This is a genomic window from Agrobacterium radiobacter, from assembly GCF_040801995.1.
In the GTDB taxonomy this organism is placed as follows: domain Bacteria; phylum Pseudomonadota; class Alphaproteobacteria; order Rhizobiales; family Rhizobiaceae; genus Agrobacterium; species Agrobacterium radiobacter.
Genome location: NZ_JBEGHX010000002.1, coordinates 294,684 through 313,721, shown reverse-complemented (window position 1 = coordinate 313,721; position 19,038 = coordinate 294,684). Strand labels below are relative to the sequence as shown.

19 protein-coding genes are annotated in these 19,038 nt (G+C 60.5%); 2 read left to right on the top strand and 17 right to left on the bottom strand.

Annotated elements, in window-relative coordinates:
* Positions 1 to 12: 12 nt before the first annotated feature.
* Positions 13 to 651: a class I SAM-dependent methyltransferase gene (locus MRBLRC7O_RS15440; RefSeq protein WP_367727481.1), complete on the bottom strand. Its 639-nt coding sequence runs from the start codon at positions 649 to 651 to the stop codon at positions 13 to 15.
* A gap of 83 nt (positions 652 to 734) precedes the next feature.
* Positions 735 to 1,673 (bottom strand): AraC family transcriptional regulator, encoded by a 939-nt coding sequence (locus MRBLRC7O_RS15435; protein ID WP_003506534.1) that lies wholly within the window; start codon positions 1,671 to 1,673, stop codon positions 735 to 737.
* A gap of 182 nt (positions 1,674 to 1,855) precedes the next feature.
* On the opposite strand from MRBLRC7O_RS15435, the gene MRBLRC7O_RS15430 reads away from it, so the two are divergent.
* The gene (locus tag MRBLRC7O_RS15430; RefSeq protein WP_099087357.1) at positions 1,856 to 3,073 is read left to right on the top strand and encodes an MFS transporter; all 1,218 of its coding nucleotides are present in this window, start codon (positions 1,856 to 1,858) and stop codon (positions 3,071 to 3,073) included.
* A 68-nt stretch (positions 3,074 to 3,141) separates the two neighbouring features.
* On the opposite strand, the gene MRBLRC7O_RS15425 is transcribed toward MRBLRC7O_RS15430, so the two are convergent.
* From MRBLRC7O_RS15425 to ytfQ, 5 genes are all read right to left on the bottom strand, one after another.
* Positions 3,142 to 3,876 carry a FadR/GntR family transcriptional regulator gene (locus MRBLRC7O_RS15425; protein WP_020011781.1) on the bottom strand — a complete coding sequence of 245 codons (735 nt, stop codon included), beginning with the start codon at positions 3,874 to 3,876 and terminating at the stop codon, positions 3,142 to 3,144.
* Positions 3,877 to 3,894: 18 nt separating this feature from the next.
* The gene (yjfF, locus tag MRBLRC7O_RS15420) at positions 3,895 to 4,875 is read right to left on the bottom strand and encodes a galactofuranose ABC transporter, permease protein YjfF (RefSeq protein WP_003506538.1); all 981 of its coding nucleotides are present in this window, start codon (positions 4,873 to 4,875) and stop codon (positions 3,895 to 3,897) included.
* Positions 4,872 to 5,915: an ABC transporter permease gene (locus MRBLRC7O_RS15415; protein ID WP_003506540.1), complete on the bottom strand. Its 1,044-nt coding sequence runs from the start codon at positions 5,913 to 5,915 to the stop codon at positions 4,872 to 4,874. Before MRBLRC7O_RS15415 ends, yjfF begins: the two co-directional genes overlap by 4 nt.
* On the bottom strand, positions 5,915 to 7,438 hold the full coding sequence (locus MRBLRC7O_RS15410; RefSeq protein ID WP_060726863.1) for a sugar ABC transporter ATP-binding protein: 1,524 nt from the start codon (positions 7,436 to 7,438) through the stop codon (positions 5,915 to 5,917). Before MRBLRC7O_RS15410 ends, MRBLRC7O_RS15415 begins: the two co-directional genes overlap by 1 nt.
* Before the next feature lie 75 nt (positions 7,439 to 7,513).
* Entirely contained in the window at positions 7,514 to 8,473 is a 960-nt protein-coding gene (ytfQ, locus tag MRBLRC7O_RS15405; RefSeq protein ID WP_003506544.1) for a galactofuranose ABC transporter, galactofuranose-binding protein YtfQ, read from the bottom strand.
* Positions 8,474 to 8,994: 521 nt separating this feature from the next.
* Here ytfQ and MRBLRC7O_RS15400 point away from each other — a divergent pair.
* Positions 8,995 to 10,806 (top strand): IlvD/Edd family dehydratase, encoded by a 1,812-nt coding sequence (locus MRBLRC7O_RS15400; protein ID WP_003506552.1) that lies wholly within the window; start codon positions 8,995 to 8,997, stop codon positions 10,804 to 10,806.
* Between the two features lie 139 nt (positions 10,807 to 10,945).
* Here the strand turns inward: MRBLRC7O_RS15400 and MRBLRC7O_RS15395 are convergent, their stop codons facing one another.
* The 10 genes from MRBLRC7O_RS15395 to MRBLRC7O_RS15350 form a co-directional block, all read right to left on the bottom strand.
* A complete protein-coding gene (locus MRBLRC7O_RS15395; RefSeq protein ID WP_060726862.1) occupies positions 10,946 to 11,173 on the bottom strand; it encodes a hypothetical protein in 228 nt (75 codons plus the stop codon).
* A gap of 38 nt (positions 11,174 to 11,211) precedes the next feature.
* The gene (locus MRBLRC7O_RS15390; RefSeq protein ID WP_003506554.1) at positions 11,212 to 11,616 is read right to left on the bottom strand and encodes a VOC family protein; all 405 of its coding nucleotides are present in this window, start codon (positions 11,614 to 11,616) and stop codon (positions 11,212 to 11,214) included.
* A complete protein-coding gene (locus MRBLRC7O_RS15385) occupies positions 11,613 to 12,119 on the bottom strand; it encodes a helix-turn-helix domain-containing protein (protein ID WP_060726992.1) in 507 nt (168 codons plus the stop codon). Before MRBLRC7O_RS15385 ends, MRBLRC7O_RS15390 begins: the two co-directional genes overlap by 4 nt.
* Positions 12,120 to 12,185: 66 nt before the next feature.
* Positions 12,186 to 12,374 (bottom strand): hypothetical protein, encoded by a 189-nt coding sequence (locus MRBLRC7O_RS15380; RefSeq protein WP_003506556.1) that lies wholly within the window; start codon positions 12,372 to 12,374, stop codon positions 12,186 to 12,188.
* Positions 12,375 to 12,538: 164 nt separating this feature from the next.
* Positions 12,539 to 13,657: a pyridoxal-phosphate-dependent aminotransferase family protein gene (locus tag MRBLRC7O_RS15375; RefSeq protein WP_060726861.1), complete on the bottom strand. Its 1,119-nt coding sequence runs from the start codon at positions 13,655 to 13,657 to the stop codon at positions 12,539 to 12,541.
* Positions 13,658 to 13,666: 9 nt separating this feature from the next.
* Positions 13,667 to 14,446 carry an ABC transporter ATP-binding protein gene (locus MRBLRC7O_RS15370; RefSeq protein WP_060726860.1) on the bottom strand — a complete coding sequence of 260 codons (780 nt, stop codon included), beginning with the start codon at positions 14,444 to 14,446 and terminating at the stop codon, positions 13,667 to 13,669.
* On the bottom strand, positions 14,443 to 15,246 hold the full coding sequence (locus MRBLRC7O_RS15365; protein ID WP_060726859.1) for an ABC transporter ATP-binding protein: 804 nt from the start codon (positions 15,244 to 15,246) through the stop codon (positions 14,443 to 14,445). The genes MRBLRC7O_RS15370 and MRBLRC7O_RS15365 overlap by 4 nt, the downstream gene beginning before the upstream one ends.
* Positions 15,243 to 16,073, bottom strand: a complete 831-nt coding sequence (locus MRBLRC7O_RS15360; protein WP_060726858.1) for an ABC transporter permease — start codon at positions 16,071 to 16,073, stop codon at positions 15,243 to 15,245. The genes MRBLRC7O_RS15365 and MRBLRC7O_RS15360 overlap by 4 nt, the downstream gene beginning before the upstream one ends.
* The gene (locus MRBLRC7O_RS15355; RefSeq protein WP_060726857.1) at positions 16,070 to 17,059 is read right to left on the bottom strand and encodes an ABC transporter permease; all 990 of its coding nucleotides are present in this window, start codon (positions 17,057 to 17,059) and stop codon (positions 16,070 to 16,072) included. The genes MRBLRC7O_RS15360 and MRBLRC7O_RS15355 overlap by 4 nt, the downstream gene beginning before the upstream one ends.
* Positions 17,060 to 17,068: 9 nt before the next feature.
* Positions 17,069 to 18,679: an ABC transporter substrate-binding protein gene (locus tag MRBLRC7O_RS15350; protein WP_060726856.1), complete on the bottom strand. Its 1,611-nt coding sequence runs from the start codon at positions 18,677 to 18,679 to the stop codon at positions 17,069 to 17,071.
* Positions 18,680 to 19,038 lie beyond the last annotated feature (359 nt).

Genomic DNA, 19,038 nt, shown 5'->3' with positions numbered 1-19,038 from the left:
AGGCGGCTCAGATCACCTTTTGCGCGCCACGATGTAAGGACGATTGTCATTGCCCTTTGTCGCGTGGATTTCCGTGGCCAGAATGTCAAAACCGCCGGCGTCTATATGCCGGCCAAGCTCGGCCGCGTTGAACACGCCGGCAAAGGGCGCCTTGCCGATCACACGCATCGCCGGCAGGACAAGGCGGATAAACGGGTTCATATCCCTAACGCAGGGGGTCTTGGTGATGAACAGCCCGCGCGGGCCAAGCAGGGAATGAATGTGCTGCAATGTGCCGCGCAGGTCGCGCACCAGATGAAGATAGTTGAAACCCAGCACCACGTTGAACTGATGAGGGTCGGGCGCAAGCGTTTCCACGGTCGCAGTGCTGAAAACGAGGTTCGGGAGAGGGCCGGCGGCGTGTTTTCTTTCCTCGGCGATTGCGATCATGCCGGCGGAAATATCCGTCGCAAGATAGTCTTTGACGCTGCACGCAAGCCGGATCGCCGTTGTCCCGGTGCCGCAACCCAGTTCCAATACCCTGTCATCCGGATTCAGCAGGGCACGGGTCCGCTCCAGCGTGCGCTCATATCCGGCCTCATCCGAAATCCTGCCCTTTGCATATTTCCGAGCGGTCCGGTTCCAGAAACGGGCGTCGTCGGCAATACTCATGGTGGATGCTCCCCGGACGACGCCCTTCCGCTTCGGGCGGATCTGCTCTCACGCGGATATCCTATCCGGTTTGTTTGTAGCTTTTAAGCCGCATCCTCCAACCCGGCCGTGTCCTTCCGGCGAAACTGGCTGGGCGGTGCGCCGAGCACGCGTTTGAACGCGCGGCTGAAGGAGGCTTCGGAATCGTAACCGAGTTTTTCCGCCGCCAGCGTCACGCGCATGCCTTCGCGCAGCCACAGCCGTGCCTGGTGCATGCGCACGCGCACCACATAGCGCGCCGGGCTTTCGCCCACCACGCGGGTGAAGCGCTCCGCGAAACTGGAGCGGGAAGCGCCCATCAGGGAAGCAAGTTCCTCCACGCTCCAGTCCTTTTCGGGATTGAGGTGGATGGCGGCCAGCACCCGTCCGAGTTCGGGGTTGCGCACCGCAGCCAGCCAGCCGCTGGAATCGCCGCAGCCATATTCCACCCATGTGCGGATCAACGTCGCGGTCAGCACATCGGCAAGCCTTGCCAGAATGCCGCCCGCACCAACGCGGTTCAGTTCCACCTCACGCGTCATGGCCTCCAGCAGGTGCGGAATGGCCGGGTCGCTTTTGGCGAGATCGCTGGTCAGCATGACATCCGGCATCAGCTGCAGGAGAGGGTGCAGATTATCCATGTTGAAACGCATCGAAGCGGTAAAGGCCACGGTATCGCCGCCGGCGCTGGCGCATTGCAGGTCGAAAACGCCCTGGCAGACTTCCTTCTTGCCGAAACGGTCGAAGGGGGTAGGCGTCACATCCTCGCCGCTACCCAGCACATGGGCGTGGCCGCGGGGCAGAAGAACGGCGTCGCCGCATGTTAGCGTCAGCCACTCGCCGGAGGGTTTGCGCAATTTCGCCTGGCCGACACCGATGAAATGGAACCGTGCCGCTTCCTGCTCGGGAAAAGCTGTCGCCCAGGGGGTGGCCATGCGGCATCGGCCGTATTCCACGCCGTCGAGCCTCAGGCCACGCAACATTTCCGTCAGGGCATCATTCATGGCGCTCTCGCAAATTTGGATGTTTGGTTAAGGAATACGGATTTTCTAGCATGGAAACGCCGGGCTGTCACGCATAGCTTACGACCATTGATTTGCAGAATATGAACTGGCCTCCCACCGGTTTCACCATTTTGCCATTCCGTTTCAGAGCGCGTTCCGGAAATGCGCATCAGGAGATTTTCATGAGCAACCGGACCATAAACGAACTCGAATATGTGCCGCGCAAGACAGAGCCGGATGCGAAGTGGGCCGCCGTGGTTTCGCTTTCGCTCGGCGTCTTCGGGCTGGTGACGGCGGAGTTCCTGCCGGTCAGTCTGCTGACGCCGCTTTCGGCCGATCTCGCCGTCAGCTCCGGCATCGCTGGCCAATCCATTACCGTTACGGCGCTGGTCGCGGCGGTCGCCGGCCCCGGCGTTGTCATTGGCACACGCAGCATCGATCGCCGCTGGACATTGCTTGGGCTGACCACGCTGCTGATCATCTCCAGCACTTTGGCCGCCTTCGCAAACGGTCTCTTCATGCTGTTTGCCTCGCGCGTCCTGCTCGGCATCGGCCTTGGCGGCTTCTGGGCCATGTCCGCGGCGCTGGCACTGAGACTCGTACCGCTTGATAAAATGCCGCGTGCCATGGCCATTATCCTGACAGGGGTTTCGGTCGCCACCGTCTGTGCAGCGCCGGTGGGCGCGTGGATCGGCGCGACACTTGGCTGGCGTTCGGCCTTTGTCGTTGCGGGTGTGCTCGGTGTCATTGCGCTCGTCGTGCAATTGCTCACCGTTCCGTCGCTGCCGCCGGCCGGTGCACCCGGTCTCTCCACCATGTTCCGCCTGTTGCAGCGGCCGCAGGTCCGGATCGGCCTTCTGACGACGCTGTTCATCGTTGCGGGTCACTTTGCCGGCTTCACCTATGTCCGTCCGTTCCTGGAAGATGTGACGCTTCTTGGCGTCGAGGCGATTTCGCTCGTCCTTCTGGTTTATGGTGTCGGCGGCTTTTTCGGTAATCTCTTCGGCGGTTTCCTCTCCGAGAAAAACACGGCATGGGCGGTGACGTTCGCCGCCACCCTGATCGCCGCATCGGCTTCCGTTCTGGTCGTGGCGGGTGCGTCGCCCCTGATTGCCGGCCTTGCCATCGCCTCCTGGGGTTTTGCCTTCGGCGCACTTCCAGTCAGCGTGCAGAGCTTCATCACGAGGGCCGCTTCCGACGAAGCCGAAAGTGCCGGCGCGCTGCTGCTCACCACGTTCCAGATCGCGATTTCCAGCGGTGCGGTTCTGGGCGGTCTGCTGATCGATCTTCAGGGTGCGACGATGGTCTTCGTCTTCGTGGCGATTGCCGCCCTTCTCGGTGCTTCGCTGATGGCGTCGCGCCGCGGTGTGGTCCCGCAGGTCGAAGCGTCGCAGGGGTAAGCCAAGCCGCGACAAAAAAGACCCGCCTTCGAGCGGGTCTCACGAGAAGCGCAGGCGTTATCGCGTCTTTAGGGCGCCTTGATCGCGTTCTGCGTCCGGTCCTTGCCGACCTCGATCACATGGCGCATGGCTTTCACCGCCGCATCCGCGTCACGCGCCGCAATCGCGTGTACGATACGCAGATGATTGGAGGCGATCTCGGCGATGGTGCCGGGTGAAGCGGCCGGTGACGAGAGCTGGAAGGATATCGCAAGTGCGGCTTCGATCAGCCCGCTTGCGGAGCGCATGAAGGGGTTGCCGGACATATGCGCGACCGCAAGGTGGAATTCGAGATCGACCTTGGCGATGCTTTCCGGCGTATGTTTCGGATTGTCGAATTTGGCGGCGATGACGTAAAGGGAAACGATATCGTCATTGGAGGCCTGCAGCGCCGCCGCCGCCGCCGCCGCTGGTTCCAGCGCCAGGCGTATCTCCGCCAGATGCGTGACGAATTCCTGATCTATGCCGGCCTCGCAGCGCCAGCCCAGCACGTCGGGATCGAAGAAATTCCAGCTGGAGCGGTCAAGAACGCGGGTGCCCACCTTGGCCTTTGGTTCCACCAGACGCTTCGCCGCCAGCGTCTTCATCGTCTCGCGCAGCACGGTGCGGGAGACGCCGAACCGCAAGGAAAGTTCGGCATCATTGGGCAGCAGGGAGCCTTCCGCAATCCTGCCCGAGACGATGGCGCTGCCGAGTTCGGAGACCACATGGGCGTGGCTGTTCCTGCGTTTTCGCCCGCTTATCGTCGTTTCGAGCAGCCCCAAGCATGCCTCCCTTGGCAATTATGCCGGATGCGGTCCGGCCAGTCTCCTGTTTGAATACCAGATGATTGCGCGCTGCAACACGATGAAGACGAAAAGCAGCACACCGATGACGATTTTCGTCCACCAGGAAGAAAGCGTCCCGTCAAAAACGATGTAGGTCTGGATCAGCCCCTGTATCAGAAGGCCGATAAAGGTTCCCGCCACCAGCCCCGTGCCGCCGGTCAGAAGCGTCCCGCCAATGACGACAGCGGCGATGGCGTCCAGTTCCACGCCCACCGTCGCCAGCGAATAACCTGACGAGGTGTAGAGCGTATAAACGATGCCGGCGAGGCCCGACAGGAAACCGGAAAGCGCATAGATGCCGATGGTCGTCGCGCCAATCGGCACCCCCATCAGCTCGGCCGATTGCGGATTGCCACCCAACGCATAGACATTGGCGCCGAAGCGGGTGCGGCTGGCGATCAGCATGCCGGCGGCGAAGACGAGAAGCATCAGCATGGCCAGCGCCGTCAGCCTGCCGCCGCCCGGAAAGCGGAAATAAAAGCCCTGTATCGCATCGATGAACGGGTGGGAGATCGGCACCGACTGCGTGGAAATCAGATAGGCCGCGCCGCGTGCCAAAAACATGCCCGCCAGTGTCACCACAAAAGGCGGGATCGACAGGAAGCGGATCATCGCCCCCATCAGGCAGCCGAACAGCGTCGAGACTGCCAGCACGATGGCGAAGGCCAGCAGCGGATGGATGTTATAGGTGCCGACCATGACCGCCACGAAGACGCTGGTGAAGGCGATGACCGAACCGATGGAGAGATCGATGCCGCCCGACAGGATGACAAAGGTCATGCCCACCGCCGCTATGCCGAGGAAGGCATTGTCGGTCAGAAGATTGCCGATTACGCGCGTCGACAGGATCGACGGATATTGCAGCACGCACAGCAAATAGGCGACCACGAAGATCGTCAGCGTGGTGAGGAAGGGCAGATTGCGGCTGTGGATCATCGCGCGGTTCCTTCCTTGGTCATGCCATTGGTCGCCGCCGGTTTGACGTGCGGCTTCGGCGCTTTCACGAAACCGAGGACGGCCATGATTGCAGGCGATTGCAGTGTGAGCACCACCATGATGATGCCTGCCTTGATGATGAGGTTGAATTCCGGCGGAAAGCCCGAGACGAGGATGCCGGTATTGATGGTCTGGATGATGAGCGCGCCGATCAATGAGGCCGTGATGGAGAAGCGGCCGCCATTCAGCGATGTGCCGCCGATCACGACCGCCAGGATCGCGTCCAGTTCCAGCCACAGCCCGGCATTGTTGGCATCCGCGCCGCGAATATCGGCGGTCACGATCATGCCGGCAATGGCCGCGCAGAGGCCGGAGACGGCATAAACGAAAAACAGCAGGAAGCGCGCCCGCACGCCGGCGAGCGCCGCTGCACGGCGATTGATGCCTGTGGCCTCGATCAGGAAACCGAGCGCGCTTTTACGTACCAGAAGGCCGATCAACAGCGCCGCGGCCACCCAGATGATGACGGGCAGCGGGATGCCTGCGAACGAGCCGGAGCCGATGGCGGCAAAGCTGTCATTGTTGAAGGTGAGAATGACACCCTCGGTAATGAGCTGGGCGATGCCGCGTCCCGCCACCATAAGGATCAGGGTGGCAATGATCGGCTGGATATCGAGAAGGGCGACCAGCACGCCGTTCCACAGGCCGCAGGCAATGCCCACCGCAAGTGAGATGACGATGACCGAGGGAATGGAATGGCCATTGCTGATGAGCGTGGCCGCGACCGCGCCGCAGATGGCGATGACCGCGCCGATGGAAAGATCGATACCCTTGGTGGCGATAACCAGCGTCATGCCGATGGTCAGCAGCGCCACGGGAGCGGCGCGCACGAGAATATCCACCAGACTGCCATAGAGCCGGCCATTCTGGAAAGAAACATGCAGAAAACCCGGCGAAATGATTGTAATCGCTGCCAGAATGATAAAGAGCGCGGCAAGCTGGGGAGCAAGTCTTTTGAAGCGTCGTGTTACAGCCACCATCACGCCGCCTCCGTTTTCGCCGCATCCGCAATTGCCCGCATGATGTTGTCGGCGGTCACTTCGCTGCCTTTCAATTCACTGACATGGCGGCGGTCGGAAAGCACGACCACACGATGCGCAACGGCCGTCAGTTCTTCCAGTTCGGAGGAGATGACGACGAGCGACATGCCTTCGCCGCAGAGTTTTTCGATCATTTTGAGAATTTCCGCATGCGCGCCGATATCGATGCCACGTGTCGGCTCGTCGAGTATCAGCAGTCTGGGCTGGGTGGCGAGCCAGCGTGCCAGAATGGCCTTCTGCTGATTGCCGCCGGACAGGAATTTTATCGGCCGGTTGGGGTCGGCCGGGCGGATATCGAGCGATTTGATGAAGCTTTCGGCCAGCTCTGCCTTCTGCCGGCGCGACAGTGGCCGCGCCCAGCCCTGCCGGGCCTGAAGCGCCAGCGCGATATTATCGGTGACGGAAAAGTCGCCGATGATGCCATCCGTCTTGCGCTCTTCTGGACAGAAGCCGAACCCGGCCGCAATGGCGGCCTCGGGAGACGAAATCGCCGCCGGTTTTCCGTCAATCATCGCCGTGCCGGTATCGGGACGGTCGATGCCGAACAGCAGGAAGGCGGTCTCCGTTCGTCCGGAGCCAAGAAGACCGGCAACGCCGACGATCTCTCCCGGCCGGATGCCGAGATCGAAGGGGGCGATGCTGCCGCGCTTGCCATAGGCTTCGAACCGGATTGGCGGCTCGCCCTCGGCGACCGTATCTTCGGTCGCCTGGTGTTCGTGGGTAATATGCTGAAGCTCGCGACCGAGCATCATCGAAATGAGTTCGGACCTCGGCAGACTGCCGATGTCGCGGGTGCCGACGAGGCGGCCATTGCGCAGCACCGTCACCCGGTCGGCAATATCATAGACCTGATTGAGGAAGTGGGTGATGATGATGATGCCGATGCCGCGGGCGCGCAGGTTTTTCAAAACCCCGAACAGCATCTCGACCTCATGGGCGTCAAGGCTGGCTGTCGGTTCGTCCAGCACCAGCACCTTGCCGGAAAGATCGACGGCGCGGGCAATGGCGATGATCTGGCGGATAGCGACGGAATAGCTGGAAAGCAGGGCGTTGACGTCGATGGAAAGCCCGTATTGGGCGAGCAGCGCCTGCGAATTCTTCTGCATCGTGCTGCGGTCGATCAGCCCGAAGCGGCGTGGCTGGCGGCCGAGAAACAGGTTTTCGGCGACCGTGAGATTTTCGAGAAGGTTCACTTCCTGATAGACCGTGCCGATGCCAAGCGCCTGCGCCTCGCCCACATTGGTGGGCGAGATTTCGCCGCCCTCCAGAAAGATCGAGCCGCTGTCGCGGTGATAAACGCCAGTCAGGATTTTGATGAGCGTCGATTTGCCCGCGCCGTTTTCGCCAAGCAGGGCATGGATTTCACCGTGCCCGAGCGAAAAATCGACGCCATCGAGCGCCGTGATCCCCAGAAAGGATTTGCCGATGGCGCGTGCTTCCAGAAGTGGTGCCGTTTCGGACATTGAGCAGGTTCCGCATGAAGAATGCCATGATGGAGCGGCGCGAACGACGCGCCGCTCCTTCCGAAGAATGAGGTATCAGTAACCCAGACCCTTCTTCGCCTCGTAGACCTTCATCGGATCGTCGGATGCCGTGTAAAGTTTGGATTCGGTTTGAATCCACTTCGCTGGCGCCTTCTTGTCCTTCAGGTAGGCTTCGAGCGCGTCGAAGGCCGGGCCGGCCATGTCAGGCGTCAGCTCGACGGTGGCGTTGGCTTCACCGGCTGCCATGGCCTTGAAGATGTCAGGCACGGCATCGATGGAGACGATCTTGATGTCGGTTCCGGGCTTCAGACCGGCTTCCTTGATCGCCTGGATCGCACCGACGGCCATGTCGTCATTGTGGGCGTAGACCGCACAGATGTCCTTGCCGCCGCCTTCGGCCTTGATGAAGCTTTCCATCACTTCCTTGCCCTTGGTGCGGGTGAAATCACCCGTCTGCGAGCGTGCGATCTTGATGTTCTTGTGCGAAGCAATGGCCTCTTCGAAGCCCTTCTTGCGGTTGATGGCAGGCGAAGAGCCGGTCGTGCCCTGCAGTTCTACCACCTTGCAATCCTTGGAGCCGACGTCCTTGACCAGCCAGTCGCCGGCAACCTTGCCTTCATGAACCTGATCGGAGGTTACGGCGGTCAGGTAAAGATCGTCCGGAGCCTCGATTTGGCGGTCGAGCAGGATGACAGGGATTTTTTCTTCCTTGGCTTCCTTCAGCACGGCATCCCATCCGGTCGCGACGACCGGCGCGATCAGGATCGCATCGACGCCCTGCGCGATGAAGCCGCGAACGGCCTTGATCTGGTTTTCCTGCTTCTGCTGCGCGTCGGCGAATTTAAGCGTGACGCCGCGCTTTTCGGCCTGCTGCTTGGTGACGGTGGTTTCAGCCGCGCGCCAGCCGGATTCCGAACCGATCTGCGAGAAGCCGACGGTAAGCGATTTGGCGGAAACACTTGATGCAAGGCACAGCGAAACGGCGACAGTAACTGTCGCGAGAGCTTTTCTCATCTTAATCCTCCCAGAGATGATGTCAGCGTGACGGAGACACTATGAGCATATAGTAATACTCTTGAAAAGAGGCATTTTCGCATATTTCAATTTCAGAATGGTGTGTCTGGTCTCGAATTTTGAAATATATCAATTAATATCAAATGGATAAACGATTCATGTTTTGTGGTTCGAACAGCCGGCACTGCTGCTGCTCACACCGCTATAGCGCTTGACAGCATATGGCTGTGTCTAATAGTAATACAAATAAGAAGATGATTTTTGCCGGAATTTTGGGTCTTGTGATCGGAGTTCAATCGGCAAAAGAGGGAGGGAGATTCCTTTGCGCAATCCTGCGATGGCCGTAAATGCCGAAAAATATTCGGTTAAAGCCGCAGAGCAGCCCAAGCCTACTCGTCTGGGCTCTCACTGTCGGTTATGCGTGATCTCCGAAAGCTGATTCCATTTTCCTTGCGCACAACATAAGCTTGTCGCATTTCGTAATATTTTACCGTTGGCCACTTCCGGCTGGAGACCGCATCATGACCAAATCCGACAATCTGCCCGCAACCCAAGGCAAGCTTCGTTCGCGCGCGTGGTTCGACAACCCCGCCAATGCGGATATGACGGCGCTTTATCTCGAGCGTTACATGAATTTCGGCCTGAGCCAGGCTGAACTTCAGTCTGACCGCCCGATCATCGGCATTGCGCAGACCGGTTCGGACCTTTCGCCCTGCAACCGCCACCATCTTGAACTCGCTAACCGTCTGCGCGAAGGCATTCGTGAAGCGGGTGGCATCGCCATCGAATTCCCGGTGCATCCAATCCAGGAAACCGGCAAGCGTCCGACCGCCGGTCTCGACCGTAACCTCGCATATCTCGGCCTCGTGGAAGTGCTTTATGGCTATCCGCTCGACGGCGTCGTTCTGACCATCGGCTGCGACAAGACCACGCCTGCCTGTCTTATGGCGGCGGCCACCGTCAACATTCCAGCCATTGCCCTTTCCGTTGGCCCCATGCTGAACGGCTGGTTCCGTGGCGAACGCACCGGTTCCGGCACCATCGTCTGGAAGGCGCGCGAACTTCTGGCCAAGGGTGAGATCGACTATCAGGGCTTCGTCAAGCTCGTCGCCTCGTCGGCCCCTTCCACCGGTTATTGCAACACCATGGGCACGGCAACGACCATGAACTCGCTTGCCGAAGCGCTCGGCATGCAGCTTCCGGGTTCCGCCGCCATTCCGGCGCCTTACCGCGACCGTCAGGAAGTCTCCTACCTGACCGGCCTGCGCATCGTCGAAATGGTCAAGGAAGATCTGAAACCATCAGATATCATGACCAAGGATGCTTTCATCAACGCCATCCGCGTCAACTCGGCCATTGGCGGCTCCACCAACGCGCCGATCCATCTGAACGGCCTTGCACGCCATGTCGGCGTCGAACTGACCGTCGATGACTGGCAGACCTATGGCGAAGACGTACCGTTGCTCGTCAACCTGCAGCCAGCAGGTGAATATCTCGGTGAGGATTATTACCATGCCGGCGGCGTTCCGGCGGTCGTCAACCAGCTGATGACCCAGGGTCTCATCAAGGAAGACGCGATGACCGTCAACGGCAAGACCATCGGCGACAATTGCCGTGGCGCCATCATCGAAGACGAAAAGGTCATCCGTCCTTACGACCAGCCACTCAAGGAGCGTGCAGGCTTCCGCGTTCTGCGCGGCAACCTGTTCTCCTCCGCCATCATGAAGACGAGCGTGATTTCGGAAGAATTCCGCAACCGTTACCTCTCCAACCCGAACGATCCGGAGGCCTTCGAAGGCCGCGCCGTAGTGTTCGATGGTCCGGAAGATTACCACCACCGCATCGACGATCCGTCGCTCGGCATCGACGCCAACACCGTCCTCTTCATGCGCGGTGCAGGCCCGATCGGTTATCCGGGTGCAGCGGAAGTGGTGAACATGCGCGCGCCGGATTATCTGTTGAAGGAAGGTGTCAATTCGCTGCCCTGCATCGGCGATGGCCGCCAGTCCGGTACGTCCGGCAGCCCATCCATCCTCAATGCATCTCCCGAAGCTGCGGCCGGCGGCGGTCTCGCCATCCTGCAGACGGGTGACCGCGTTCGCATCGATGTGGGTCGCGGCAAGGCCGATATCCTGATATCAGGTGAGGAACTGGCCAAGCGTTACGAAGCGCTTTCCGCCGAGGGTGGTTACAAGTTCCCTGACCATCAGACGCCATGGCAGGAAATTCAGCGCGGCATCGTCAGCCAGATGGAAACCGGTGCGGTTCTGGAACCGGCCGTGAAATATCAGCGCATCGCCCAGACCAAGGGCCTGCCGCGCGACAACCACTAAGGCAAGGCCGTTTCGGCCGACCGCTTTTTAATCAGCCCCGGGGTAAAACCCGGGGTTGAAGCATTTTAAATACCGTGCTCCGCAACCGCGTAAACTTTGCGGGCGGCCGAAGAGCATGATAGTTTCGTTGCTTATCTGCCTACTTCCCCGATGGGGCTGCCGACTTTCCCAGATATGGCAGGAAGAACATGTACAGCCCGCTGAAAATCAGCAAAGTCAGCGGCAACAGCGGAGCATAGACGATCACCGATGGCGTCGGACCGAAAGCCATCGAGATGAAGTTCGCCAGAATGGTGATCGTCAGCAGAATGCCCAGCCACCGATGGCTCTGCCTTATCCAGTTTCGCAAGATCAAAGTCGCCCCCAAGAAAAAGCATCCATGATCGAATGTGACACATGAGCGCTTCAGCGGGCCTGAACGAGCTTCCAGCCATTGCCGGAAGGATCGCGGAAGCTCGCATCCACCGAGCCGTAGCGGGCGATCGGTTCCTGGGTGAATTCGACGCCGCGTTTGTGCATCACGTCAAAGGCTTTCTGGCAATCCTCGACCACCAGAACCAGCGGCGGCATCGCGCCTTTGGCCACGGCTTCGTTCAGATTTTGCGCCGTCGCCTCGTCAACCGTCGGAGCCTGCGGCCGAAACAGGCCCAGCTGGAAATCCTGTTGGTCCGGGTGCTGTACCGTCAGCCAGCGATAATCGCCGTTGCGCGCGTCGGTGTGCACACGAAATCCAAGTTTTTCGACGTAGAATTGCAGCGCTTCGTCCTGATCATGAACGTAAAGCCCGACAACTTGAACACCATTTTTCATGAGATATCTCCCTTTCCCTCGTCGTGCCTAGCGCTTTTCGTTCGTCGGCGCTTCTCCGAAACTGCGATTGTGAGATGAGGGCGACTTGCGGCGCTGACGAAGCAATGGGGAACCTGCTCGAGATCGGCAGGCGAAACCCGCATCCGGCGCCGCAATTCACTCGGGTTCTCGCCGGTCACATCCCGGAAAACACGGCCAAATGTGCCGATGCTGTTCCAGCCGGTCTGCAACGCGATTTCGATGATAGGAAGATCGGTGTCACGCAAAAGCGCCACGGCGCGCTCCACCCGGCGGGTCAGTAGATAGCGGTGAGGGGGTATGCCGAAGGCATCGCGAAACGATCTTGCGAAATGGGCCTGCGAGGCGCCGCTGACACTGGCAAGGCGTGAAACAGGCCACGCCTCATGGGGTACGGCATCCATATGATCCCTGGCGCGCAGAAGACGGCGCAGCAGTTTCAAGTCTCTGTTTGCAGAATCTTTGGCATTTCCGGACCGGCGCATGGGCCAATCATTGAATGAACCGGCGGCCCTTGGCAAGTTTCATGCCCGGCAGGCTACCGAAACCTCCTAGATCACCGGATAAAGCGACCAGAAGAACAGTTCATATTCCTGATCGCGGTCGTCGTCATGCGACTCGTCGTCCGGTCTGCGCGGCGTTTTGTCCTGAAACTCGGTCTCCACCCGCTCATTGACGACGGGCATCCTTCGGCCGATGCCAAACAGGTCAAAGGAGAGCATGTTGAACCCTGCTACCATGGCCAGTTCCCTTCTTCACGCGAGTTAACGGTGTGTTAAGTTTCGCGCGTTGCCATGATTTCGTCAAGATTGACCGAGGAATTTGTCTACCATTTTTAACAACAATGTCGTGACTGACGTTTCACTGCTGCCGGATTTTGCGCAATGAATGTTTATCGCCACCTTCAAACGCGGTTCGGATCGGCGTCAGAATAGGCTTTTTCGCTCGCTTCCAGCGCGGAATCGGTATCTGCGGCATGGCCGAGGCTTTTCAAGGCACTGGAGAAGGCCACGATATTGGCTTTCACCGCCTCCGGATGCGCCCGTCGACCGGTGTGGTTGAGCCTTATCAGCCGTTCCGCGCCGGGGCCGACCCCGGCGGAAATATCCGCGCCATGCTTTTGGGATGCAGCGGCGAGGAATGCCTTGGCTTCGACGGTATCCGGCAGGATTGCTGTGGAAACGAGGGCGGAGGCGTGCGCCTCCTTCACCCAGGTTGGAATACCGAGCGCCCTGATGCCGTTCCGGTTGGCCGCGGCCGCCCTTTCGTGGCGTTCATTGGCAGATGCCAGACCTTCCGCCTCTATCCGGTCAAGTGCGGCCTCCAGGGCATAGAATTCCAGCGGAGCGGGCGTTCCGGGCAGCGCTCCGCGGCCGGCATCGAGCCAGAGTTTCTTCTGGTCCATAAGCGAGAGCATGGAGTTGTCGGACGCATTCTCGTGCGAAAGAAGCTCCCACGCTTTTTCGCTGACGGAAATCGCGGAAACCCCGGCCGGCCCGGCCAGCGCCTTTTGCGGGCCGATGACGGCGATATCGATGCCCAGCCGGTCAACCTCGAAGGCATGTCCGCCGATGGACGCGACGGCATCGACGAGGGTCACGATGCCCCTTTGCCGAGCGAGCGTGGCGATGGCGGGCAGAGGGTTGAGAATGCCGCTTGCCGATTCCGCGTGGACGATGGCGAGAAGATCGAAATCCAGCCCTTCGTCCAGTGCCTGCTCCACCTCCTCCAGTGTGACCGGCTTTGCCGGGCTGGCCGTCAGGTTGCGCACCGTCGCGCCACCCCTTTCCAGCCAACCGCCGAACCACGCGCCATAGGGGCTGGTAACGATGTTGAGCGCCCGCAGGCCTGGTCGTGCAAGGCTTGTCGCTGCTGCCTCGAGCGCCAGCACGGCTTCCGCCTGTATGAGAAGGACGTCGTTCCTCGTGCCCATCAAGGCTGCCAGCCGGTCGGCAAGAACGGCATAACGCTCCGCAGGAAAAGCGGGTGGGTCGAGCAGCAATGCATAATCGGGAACGGGCATGTCTTTTCCTTACGTGGTAATGGTCAGTCGCGGTGCGGCGTCGATCAGTGTTCTTGCGGTCGAGGATTGCGGCGCCGAGACGATATTTCCCGTCCTGCCGATTTCAACGATCCGTCCCGCTTCCATGATGGCGACGCGGTGGCAGACGGCGCGGATGACTGCGAGGTCGTGGGAGACAAAAATACAGGAAACGGCCGTCTCCCGCTGTATTTCCACCAGTAGTTCGAGGATTCGCCTGCGAACCGAAACATCCAGCGCGGAGACGGCTTCATCCAGAATGAGAAGTGACGGCTTGAGCGCAATGGCCCGCGCGATCGCGACGCGCTGCCTTTGGCCGCCGGAAAGCTCGAAGACCGATCGGCTGGCATAGCTGGCGGGCAGGCCCACGCGGTCGAGGAGACGGTGTATTTCTGCTGCACGCTCGCGTCTTGCGACCATGCGATGAATGCGCAACGGTTCGCCAACGGCATCTTCGACGCTCGCGCGCGGATTGAATGCGCCGTGCGTATCCTGAAACACCATCTGCATGTGCTGGCGGGCGGCACGAAGCTTCCCGCCGTCAAGCGCCAGCCAGTCGCGGCCTTTGAAATGGATCGTCCCTTCGTCAGCCGGGATCAGCCGCATCAGAATGCGCGCCAGCGTCGATTTTCCGCAGCCGGAGGGACCGGCAAGTCCCAGCGTCTCGCCGGGCTGAAGCGAAAAGGAGATGTCGGAAAGCGCCGCCACCGTTCTTGCGCCGGTGCGATAGGTTTTCGACAGTCCGTCGACGCTCAGAAGGGCTTCGTTCATGACGCGGTCTCGCTGATCAGCGGCGGGGTGGAAAGATCGAGATAATCGGCAAGCAGCCCGCGTGTGTAGTCATGGGCGGGTGCGGAGAGCACCCGCCGTGTCGAACCGTGTTCTACCAGTAGCCCCGCGCGCAAAACCGCGATCTCGTCGGCAAGGCTGGAAGCTAGGCCGATATCATGGGTGATGAAGACCAGCGTTTTGTTTTCCTGCCGCACCAGATCGTCCAGCAGCGTGGCGATGGCGGCTTGGCTGACGGTATCGAGCGCGCTCGTGGCCTCATCGGCAATCAGGATCGAAGGACTGGCGGCAATCGCGGCAGCAATCGCCACGCGTTGCCTCTGGCCGCCGGAAAGCTGGTGCGGATAGGTGGCGAGCAGATGGGAGGGATGCGGCAGCCGCACCCGCTCCAGAAGGCCACGGGCAAGATCGCGCGCTTGCCTCCATGACAGGCCGAGATGCCGCACGGCCCCTTCCGCCACCTGTTCGCCGATGGTGAGAACCGGGTTTAGCGTCGCGCCGGTATCCTGAAAGATCGTGCCGATATCGCGCCCCGGCAGCGGCCTGCCGTGAAACAGGCCGCTATCGCGGCTCCAGGAAATATCCCCGGAAACGCGCGCATTGCCGGGGAGAAGCCCGACAATGGCTCTGCCGAGCGTAGATTTTCCCGACCCGCTTTCGCCGATGATCGCCAGCCTCTGCCCCTGCCGGATGGTCAGCGAAACATTCTGCAAGGCAGGCGCATCGCCTGTCGCATAACAAACGCTGAGATCATCGATCCGGCACCGCGCATCGCCGCTCATGGCGCTTGCCTCCTTGTCGCCATCGCCCTGTTGATGCCTTCTGCGAGAAGATAAACGCCGAGAACCGTGACCAGAAGGCCGATGCCGGGGATGACGGACAAAAACGCAGCTGAGCGCAGGACGTTACGTCCTTCGGCAATCATCGAACCCCAGGTGACGATATTGGGATCGCCGAGCCCAAGGAAGGACAGTGCCGCCTCGGTTAGGATGGCTGCCGCGACGATGATGGCGGCGAGCGCCAGAACCGGCGGCAGGGCATTGGGCAGGATCTGCCTGAACGCGATTCCCAGCGGATGCATGCCGATGGCGCGGGCGGATTGAACATAATCGCGCTCGCGGATGCTCAAGACCTGCGCCCGCATCAGCCGCGCCGGATCAGCCCATGCGCCGAGCGCAATGGCGAGAATGACAATGGGCATGGAGGGGCCGATGGTGCTGACGAAGGCGAGTGCGAGCAGGAAATTCGGCACGATCTGAAAGGCGTCGGTGACGCGCATCAAAGCTTCATCCACGAGGCCGCCGGCAAATCCGGCAATGGTGCCGATGACGGTGCCGATAACCAATGCGGCGGCGGCGGCGCCGATGCCGACGAGCAGGGAGGCCTGCGCGCCATGGGCAAGTTCGGCTAGCACGTTGCGGCCCAGCCGGTCGGTGCCGAGAGGCAGGGCGGCATCGGTAAAGGGTGCGATCAGCGGCTCGCCGACGATGGCCAGCGGGTCGCCCGGAAAAACGACGGATGCGGCGAGCGCCGTCATGGCAAGCAGCACCAGAATGATGGCGCCCGTGGCGCCTTCGAAACTGCGCAGCAGCCGGAGAGCGAAACTCATGCCTGTCGCTCCCCGCTGCCGATGCGCGGATCGAGAACGGCATAGAGAATATCGACGGCGAGATTGACGAGGATGACGAAGACGGCGCTGGTCAGAATAATGCCCATCAAAAGCGGCGTGTCGCGGCCGTTGACGGCTTCCTGCGCCAGCCGGCCAAAACCGGGAATGGCAAAGACGCTTTCGATCACCACGCTGCCGCCCAGCATGGTTGCGGCCTGCAGGCCAAGCACGGTGACAAGCGGAAGAGCGGCATTGCGCGCGACATGGCGCAGCACGATCCGCCGTTTGGAAAGCCCCTTGGATTGAGCAAAAAGCACGAAATCCAGCGGCCAGACCGCCGCCATGGCGGTGCGCGTGACGCGCAGGAAAAGAGCCAGGTAGATGAGGCCGAGACTGGCCACCGGCAACACGAGATGACGGCCGATGTCGAGAGCCCTTGCAAATCCCTGCTTGCCCGAGGCGATGGTTTCTACGCCTGAGGTGGGTAGCCATTTGAGTTGAACGGCGAAGACGATGGCCAGCACGAGGCCAAGCCAGAAGCCGGGGGTGGCGTAAAGCGCCAGCGAAAGCGTTGAAAGCACGCGGTCCGTCAGCCCGCCGGGACGCGCCCCCGCCACGATGCCAAGCGCGGTGCCGAGGATGAAGGCGAGTGTGGTGGCGCTACCCATCAGGAGAAGCGTGTTCGGCAGCCGCTCGAGGATCAGCCCCAGCACAGGCCGGTCGAAGGCAAGCGACCAGCCGAGATCGAACCGCAGGACCGAACTGGCATAGAGCCAGAAACGGGCCAGCACGGAACCGTTCAACCCATATTGTTCGCGAAGCACATCCCGCAGCCCGGCATCGCCGCCGCCGATGGAGACGAGATAGGCATCCACAGCGTCTCCGGACGCATTTTCAAGCAGCACGAAGGTGAAGACGAGAACAATCAGCAACACCGGAATGGCGCTGACTGCCCTTCGCTTCAGCAATGTCGTTGCACGCTTCACGGCGAGACCTCAGGTGTCGACGGTCGTATCCGCCCAGTTGGAAACGGCCCAGCGGGGATTGCTGGCGACATGTTTGACCGTATCGCGTGCCACCGTGATGAAACCCCATTCGGCGACGTTGATCAGCGGCAGATCGGCGGTGACCTGCTTCTGGAAATCCTTGTAAAGCGCCGTGCGTGCCGCCGTGTCCACCGTTACCGCCGCCTTGTCGATCAGTTCGTCCAGCGTCTTGTTCTCGTAACCGCCCTGGTTGGAGAAGCCGACGCCCGCCGGAATGCCGGAACGCACGAGAATGGTGGTGGAAATCGCCGGATCACCGCGGAAGACCGGCGGCGCGATGGCGAGATCGAAGGCATGATCGGTGTAGACGGCCTTCTGGTGGGCGGCTGAATCATTATTGACCAGCTCGGCATCAATGCCGACTTCCTGTAGCGCCTGACGAAGATAGGAACCGAACTGTCTGGTTTCATTGAAATAGGGTGCCGGAAGAAGTTTCAGTGAGAAACGTGTTCCGCTCGCGCCGCGCGCATAACCCGCCTCGTCCAGCAGGGCATTGGCCTTGGCCACATCGAAATCATAGGTCTCGACATCGTCGGTATAAAATTCCGGCGCGTTTTTCGGCACCGGGCCTGTGGACGCCGTGGCGTAACCGAGGAAGACCTTGTCGATGACGAATTTTTTGTCGATGGCGTGGGCGATGGCCTGTCTGACCTTGAGATCGGCGAGTTCCTTGCGGCGATGGTTGATTTCGACCACCAGCTGATAGGTCAGCGCCTCGTAACCATCGGCTATGACCTTGATGCCTGCCACCTTCGAGATACGGTCGAGATCTGCCAGCGGCACGGCGGAAAAGGCGGCGAGCTGGATTTCCTCTGCTTCGAGCGCAGACGCGGCGCCCGCCCGGTCTGGCAGAACGCGATAGATGATCTCATCGAGCTGCGGCTGGTTCTTGCCCCAATAATTGGGATTGCGGGTAAGGCGATAATATTCGCCGGGCTTGTATTCCGCAAAAACGAAAGGCCCGGTGCCGACCGGCTTGGTATTGGCCGGGTTGGTGGCGATATCGGTGCCCTCATAAAGATGTTTCGGCACGACGCTGGTAACGACCGGCAGCGCGTTGCGAATGAGCTGGAACGGCGTTGGCTTGGAGAAGCGGAAGATCGCCGTGTGGTCATCCGGCGTGTCCACCTTCTCGAGATTGGCAAAGACCAGCCGTCCGAGATTCTGCAACGGTTTCCAGACGGAGAGCGCCGAAAAGGCCACGTCTGCGGAGGTAAAGGGTTTGCCATCGTGCCAGGTCACGCCCTCGCGCAGCTTGAAGGTGGCGCTTAACCCGTCATCCGATCCCGCCCATTCGGTTGCGAGGCGCGGTTCCAGGCCGTCCTTGCCGTTAAAGGAGGCCTCGGCCAATGGCTCGATGATCTTGCTGGCAATATAAAACACGCCGTTTGAGGCGACGATCGCCGGATTGAGGTTTTTCGGCTCCGAATCGGCCGCGACGATCAGCCTTCCGCCGGGCGTCGCCTGCTGTGCAGCGGCGATGCCCGCAAGCCCCGTGGTTGCGGCAAGAAGAAGCGAGGTCTTGAGAAGCGAGCGGCGGGACAGGTGGACAGGCGACATGATTCACTCCGGAAATGAGGGCTGGGCGGGCCTTTCCGCTTGGTCCGCGGCCGGCCGATCTTAAGACTGCAACCTCGGCAGTGTCCACGTTAATTCGCGGGCTTTACAGCAATGATTTTACGTTGCGCGGGCCTTTGCGGAAACAATATGCTTTCCGGCGATAATGCGCTTTTCTCACCTTACCTTCTTGCCTTCGGTGACGCCCTGAAAATTTGATATAACGCAATAAAATTAGATGGTTGGAATGCCGCGCCCTCAGTCACGTGTGCGGTGCACCGCCTGTGCACGGAGTGAAAATCTGCCTCGGTGACCTCGTTTGGAAAGGGGTAATTAACCTTTATTTTTTATTTCAGGGAGAC

Excerpts from the sequence above, each read along its gene's own strand:
- MRBLRC7O_RS15440 (WP_367727481.1), bottom strand. The coding sequence starts at position 651 with ATGAGTATTGCCGACGACGCCCGTTTCTGGAACCGGACCGCTCGGAAA.
- MRBLRC7O_RS15435 (WP_003506534.1), bottom strand. The coding sequence starts at position 1,673 with ATGAATGATGCCCTGACGGAAATGTTGCGTGGCCTGAGGCTCGACGGC.
- MRBLRC7O_RS15430 (WP_099087357.1), top strand. The coding sequence starts at position 1,856 with ATGAGCAACCGGACCATAAACGAACTCGAATATGTGCCGCGCAAGACA.
- yjfF (WP_003506538.1), bottom strand. The coding sequence starts at position 4,875 with ATGATCCACAGCCGCAATCTGCCCTTCCTCACCACGCTGACGATCTTC.
- MRBLRC7O_RS15415 (WP_003506540.1), bottom strand. The coding sequence starts at position 5,915 with ATGGTGGCTGTAACACGACGCTTCAAAAGACTTGCTCCCCAGCTTGCC.
- MRBLRC7O_RS15410 (WP_060726863.1), bottom strand. The coding sequence starts at position 7,438 with ATGTCCGAAACGGCACCACTTCTGGAAGCACGCGCCATCGGCAAATCC.
- ytfQ (WP_003506544.1), bottom strand. The coding sequence starts at position 8,473 with ATGAGAAAAGCTCTCGCGACAGTTACTGTCGCCGTTTCGCTGTGCCTT.
- MRBLRC7O_RS15400 (WP_003506552.1), top strand. The coding sequence starts at position 8,995 with ATGACCAAATCCGACAATCTGCCCGCAACCCAAGGCAAGCTTCGTTCG.
- MRBLRC7O_RS15390 (WP_003506554.1), bottom strand. The coding sequence starts at position 11,616 with ATGAAAAATGGTGTTCAAGTTGTCGGGCTTTACGTTCATGATCAGGAC.
- MRBLRC7O_RS15385 (WP_060726992.1), bottom strand. The coding sequence starts at position 12,119 with ATGCGCCGGTCCGGAAATGCCAAAGATTCTGCAAACAGAGACTTGAAA.
- MRBLRC7O_RS15380 (WP_003506556.1), bottom strand. The coding sequence starts at position 12,374 with ATGGTAGCAGGGTTCAACATGCTCTCCTTTGACCTGTTTGGCATCGGC.
- MRBLRC7O_RS15375 (WP_060726861.1), bottom strand. The coding sequence starts at position 13,657 with ATGCCCGTTCCCGATTATGCATTGCTGCTCGACCCACCCGCTTTTCCT.
- MRBLRC7O_RS15370 (WP_060726860.1), bottom strand. The coding sequence starts at position 14,446 with ATGAACGAAGCCCTTCTGAGCGTCGACGGACTGTCGAAAACCTATCGC.
- MRBLRC7O_RS15365 (WP_060726859.1), bottom strand. The coding sequence starts at position 15,246 with ATGAGCGGCGATGCGCGGTGCCGGATCGATGATCTCAGCGTTTGTTAT.
- MRBLRC7O_RS15360 (WP_060726858.1), bottom strand. The coding sequence starts at position 16,073 with ATGAGTTTCGCTCTCCGGCTGCTGCGCAGTTTCGAAGGCGCCACGGGC.
- MRBLRC7O_RS15350 (WP_060726856.1), bottom strand. The coding sequence starts at position 18,679 with ATGTCGCCTGTCCACCTGTCCCGCCGCTCGCTTCTCAAGACCTCGCTT.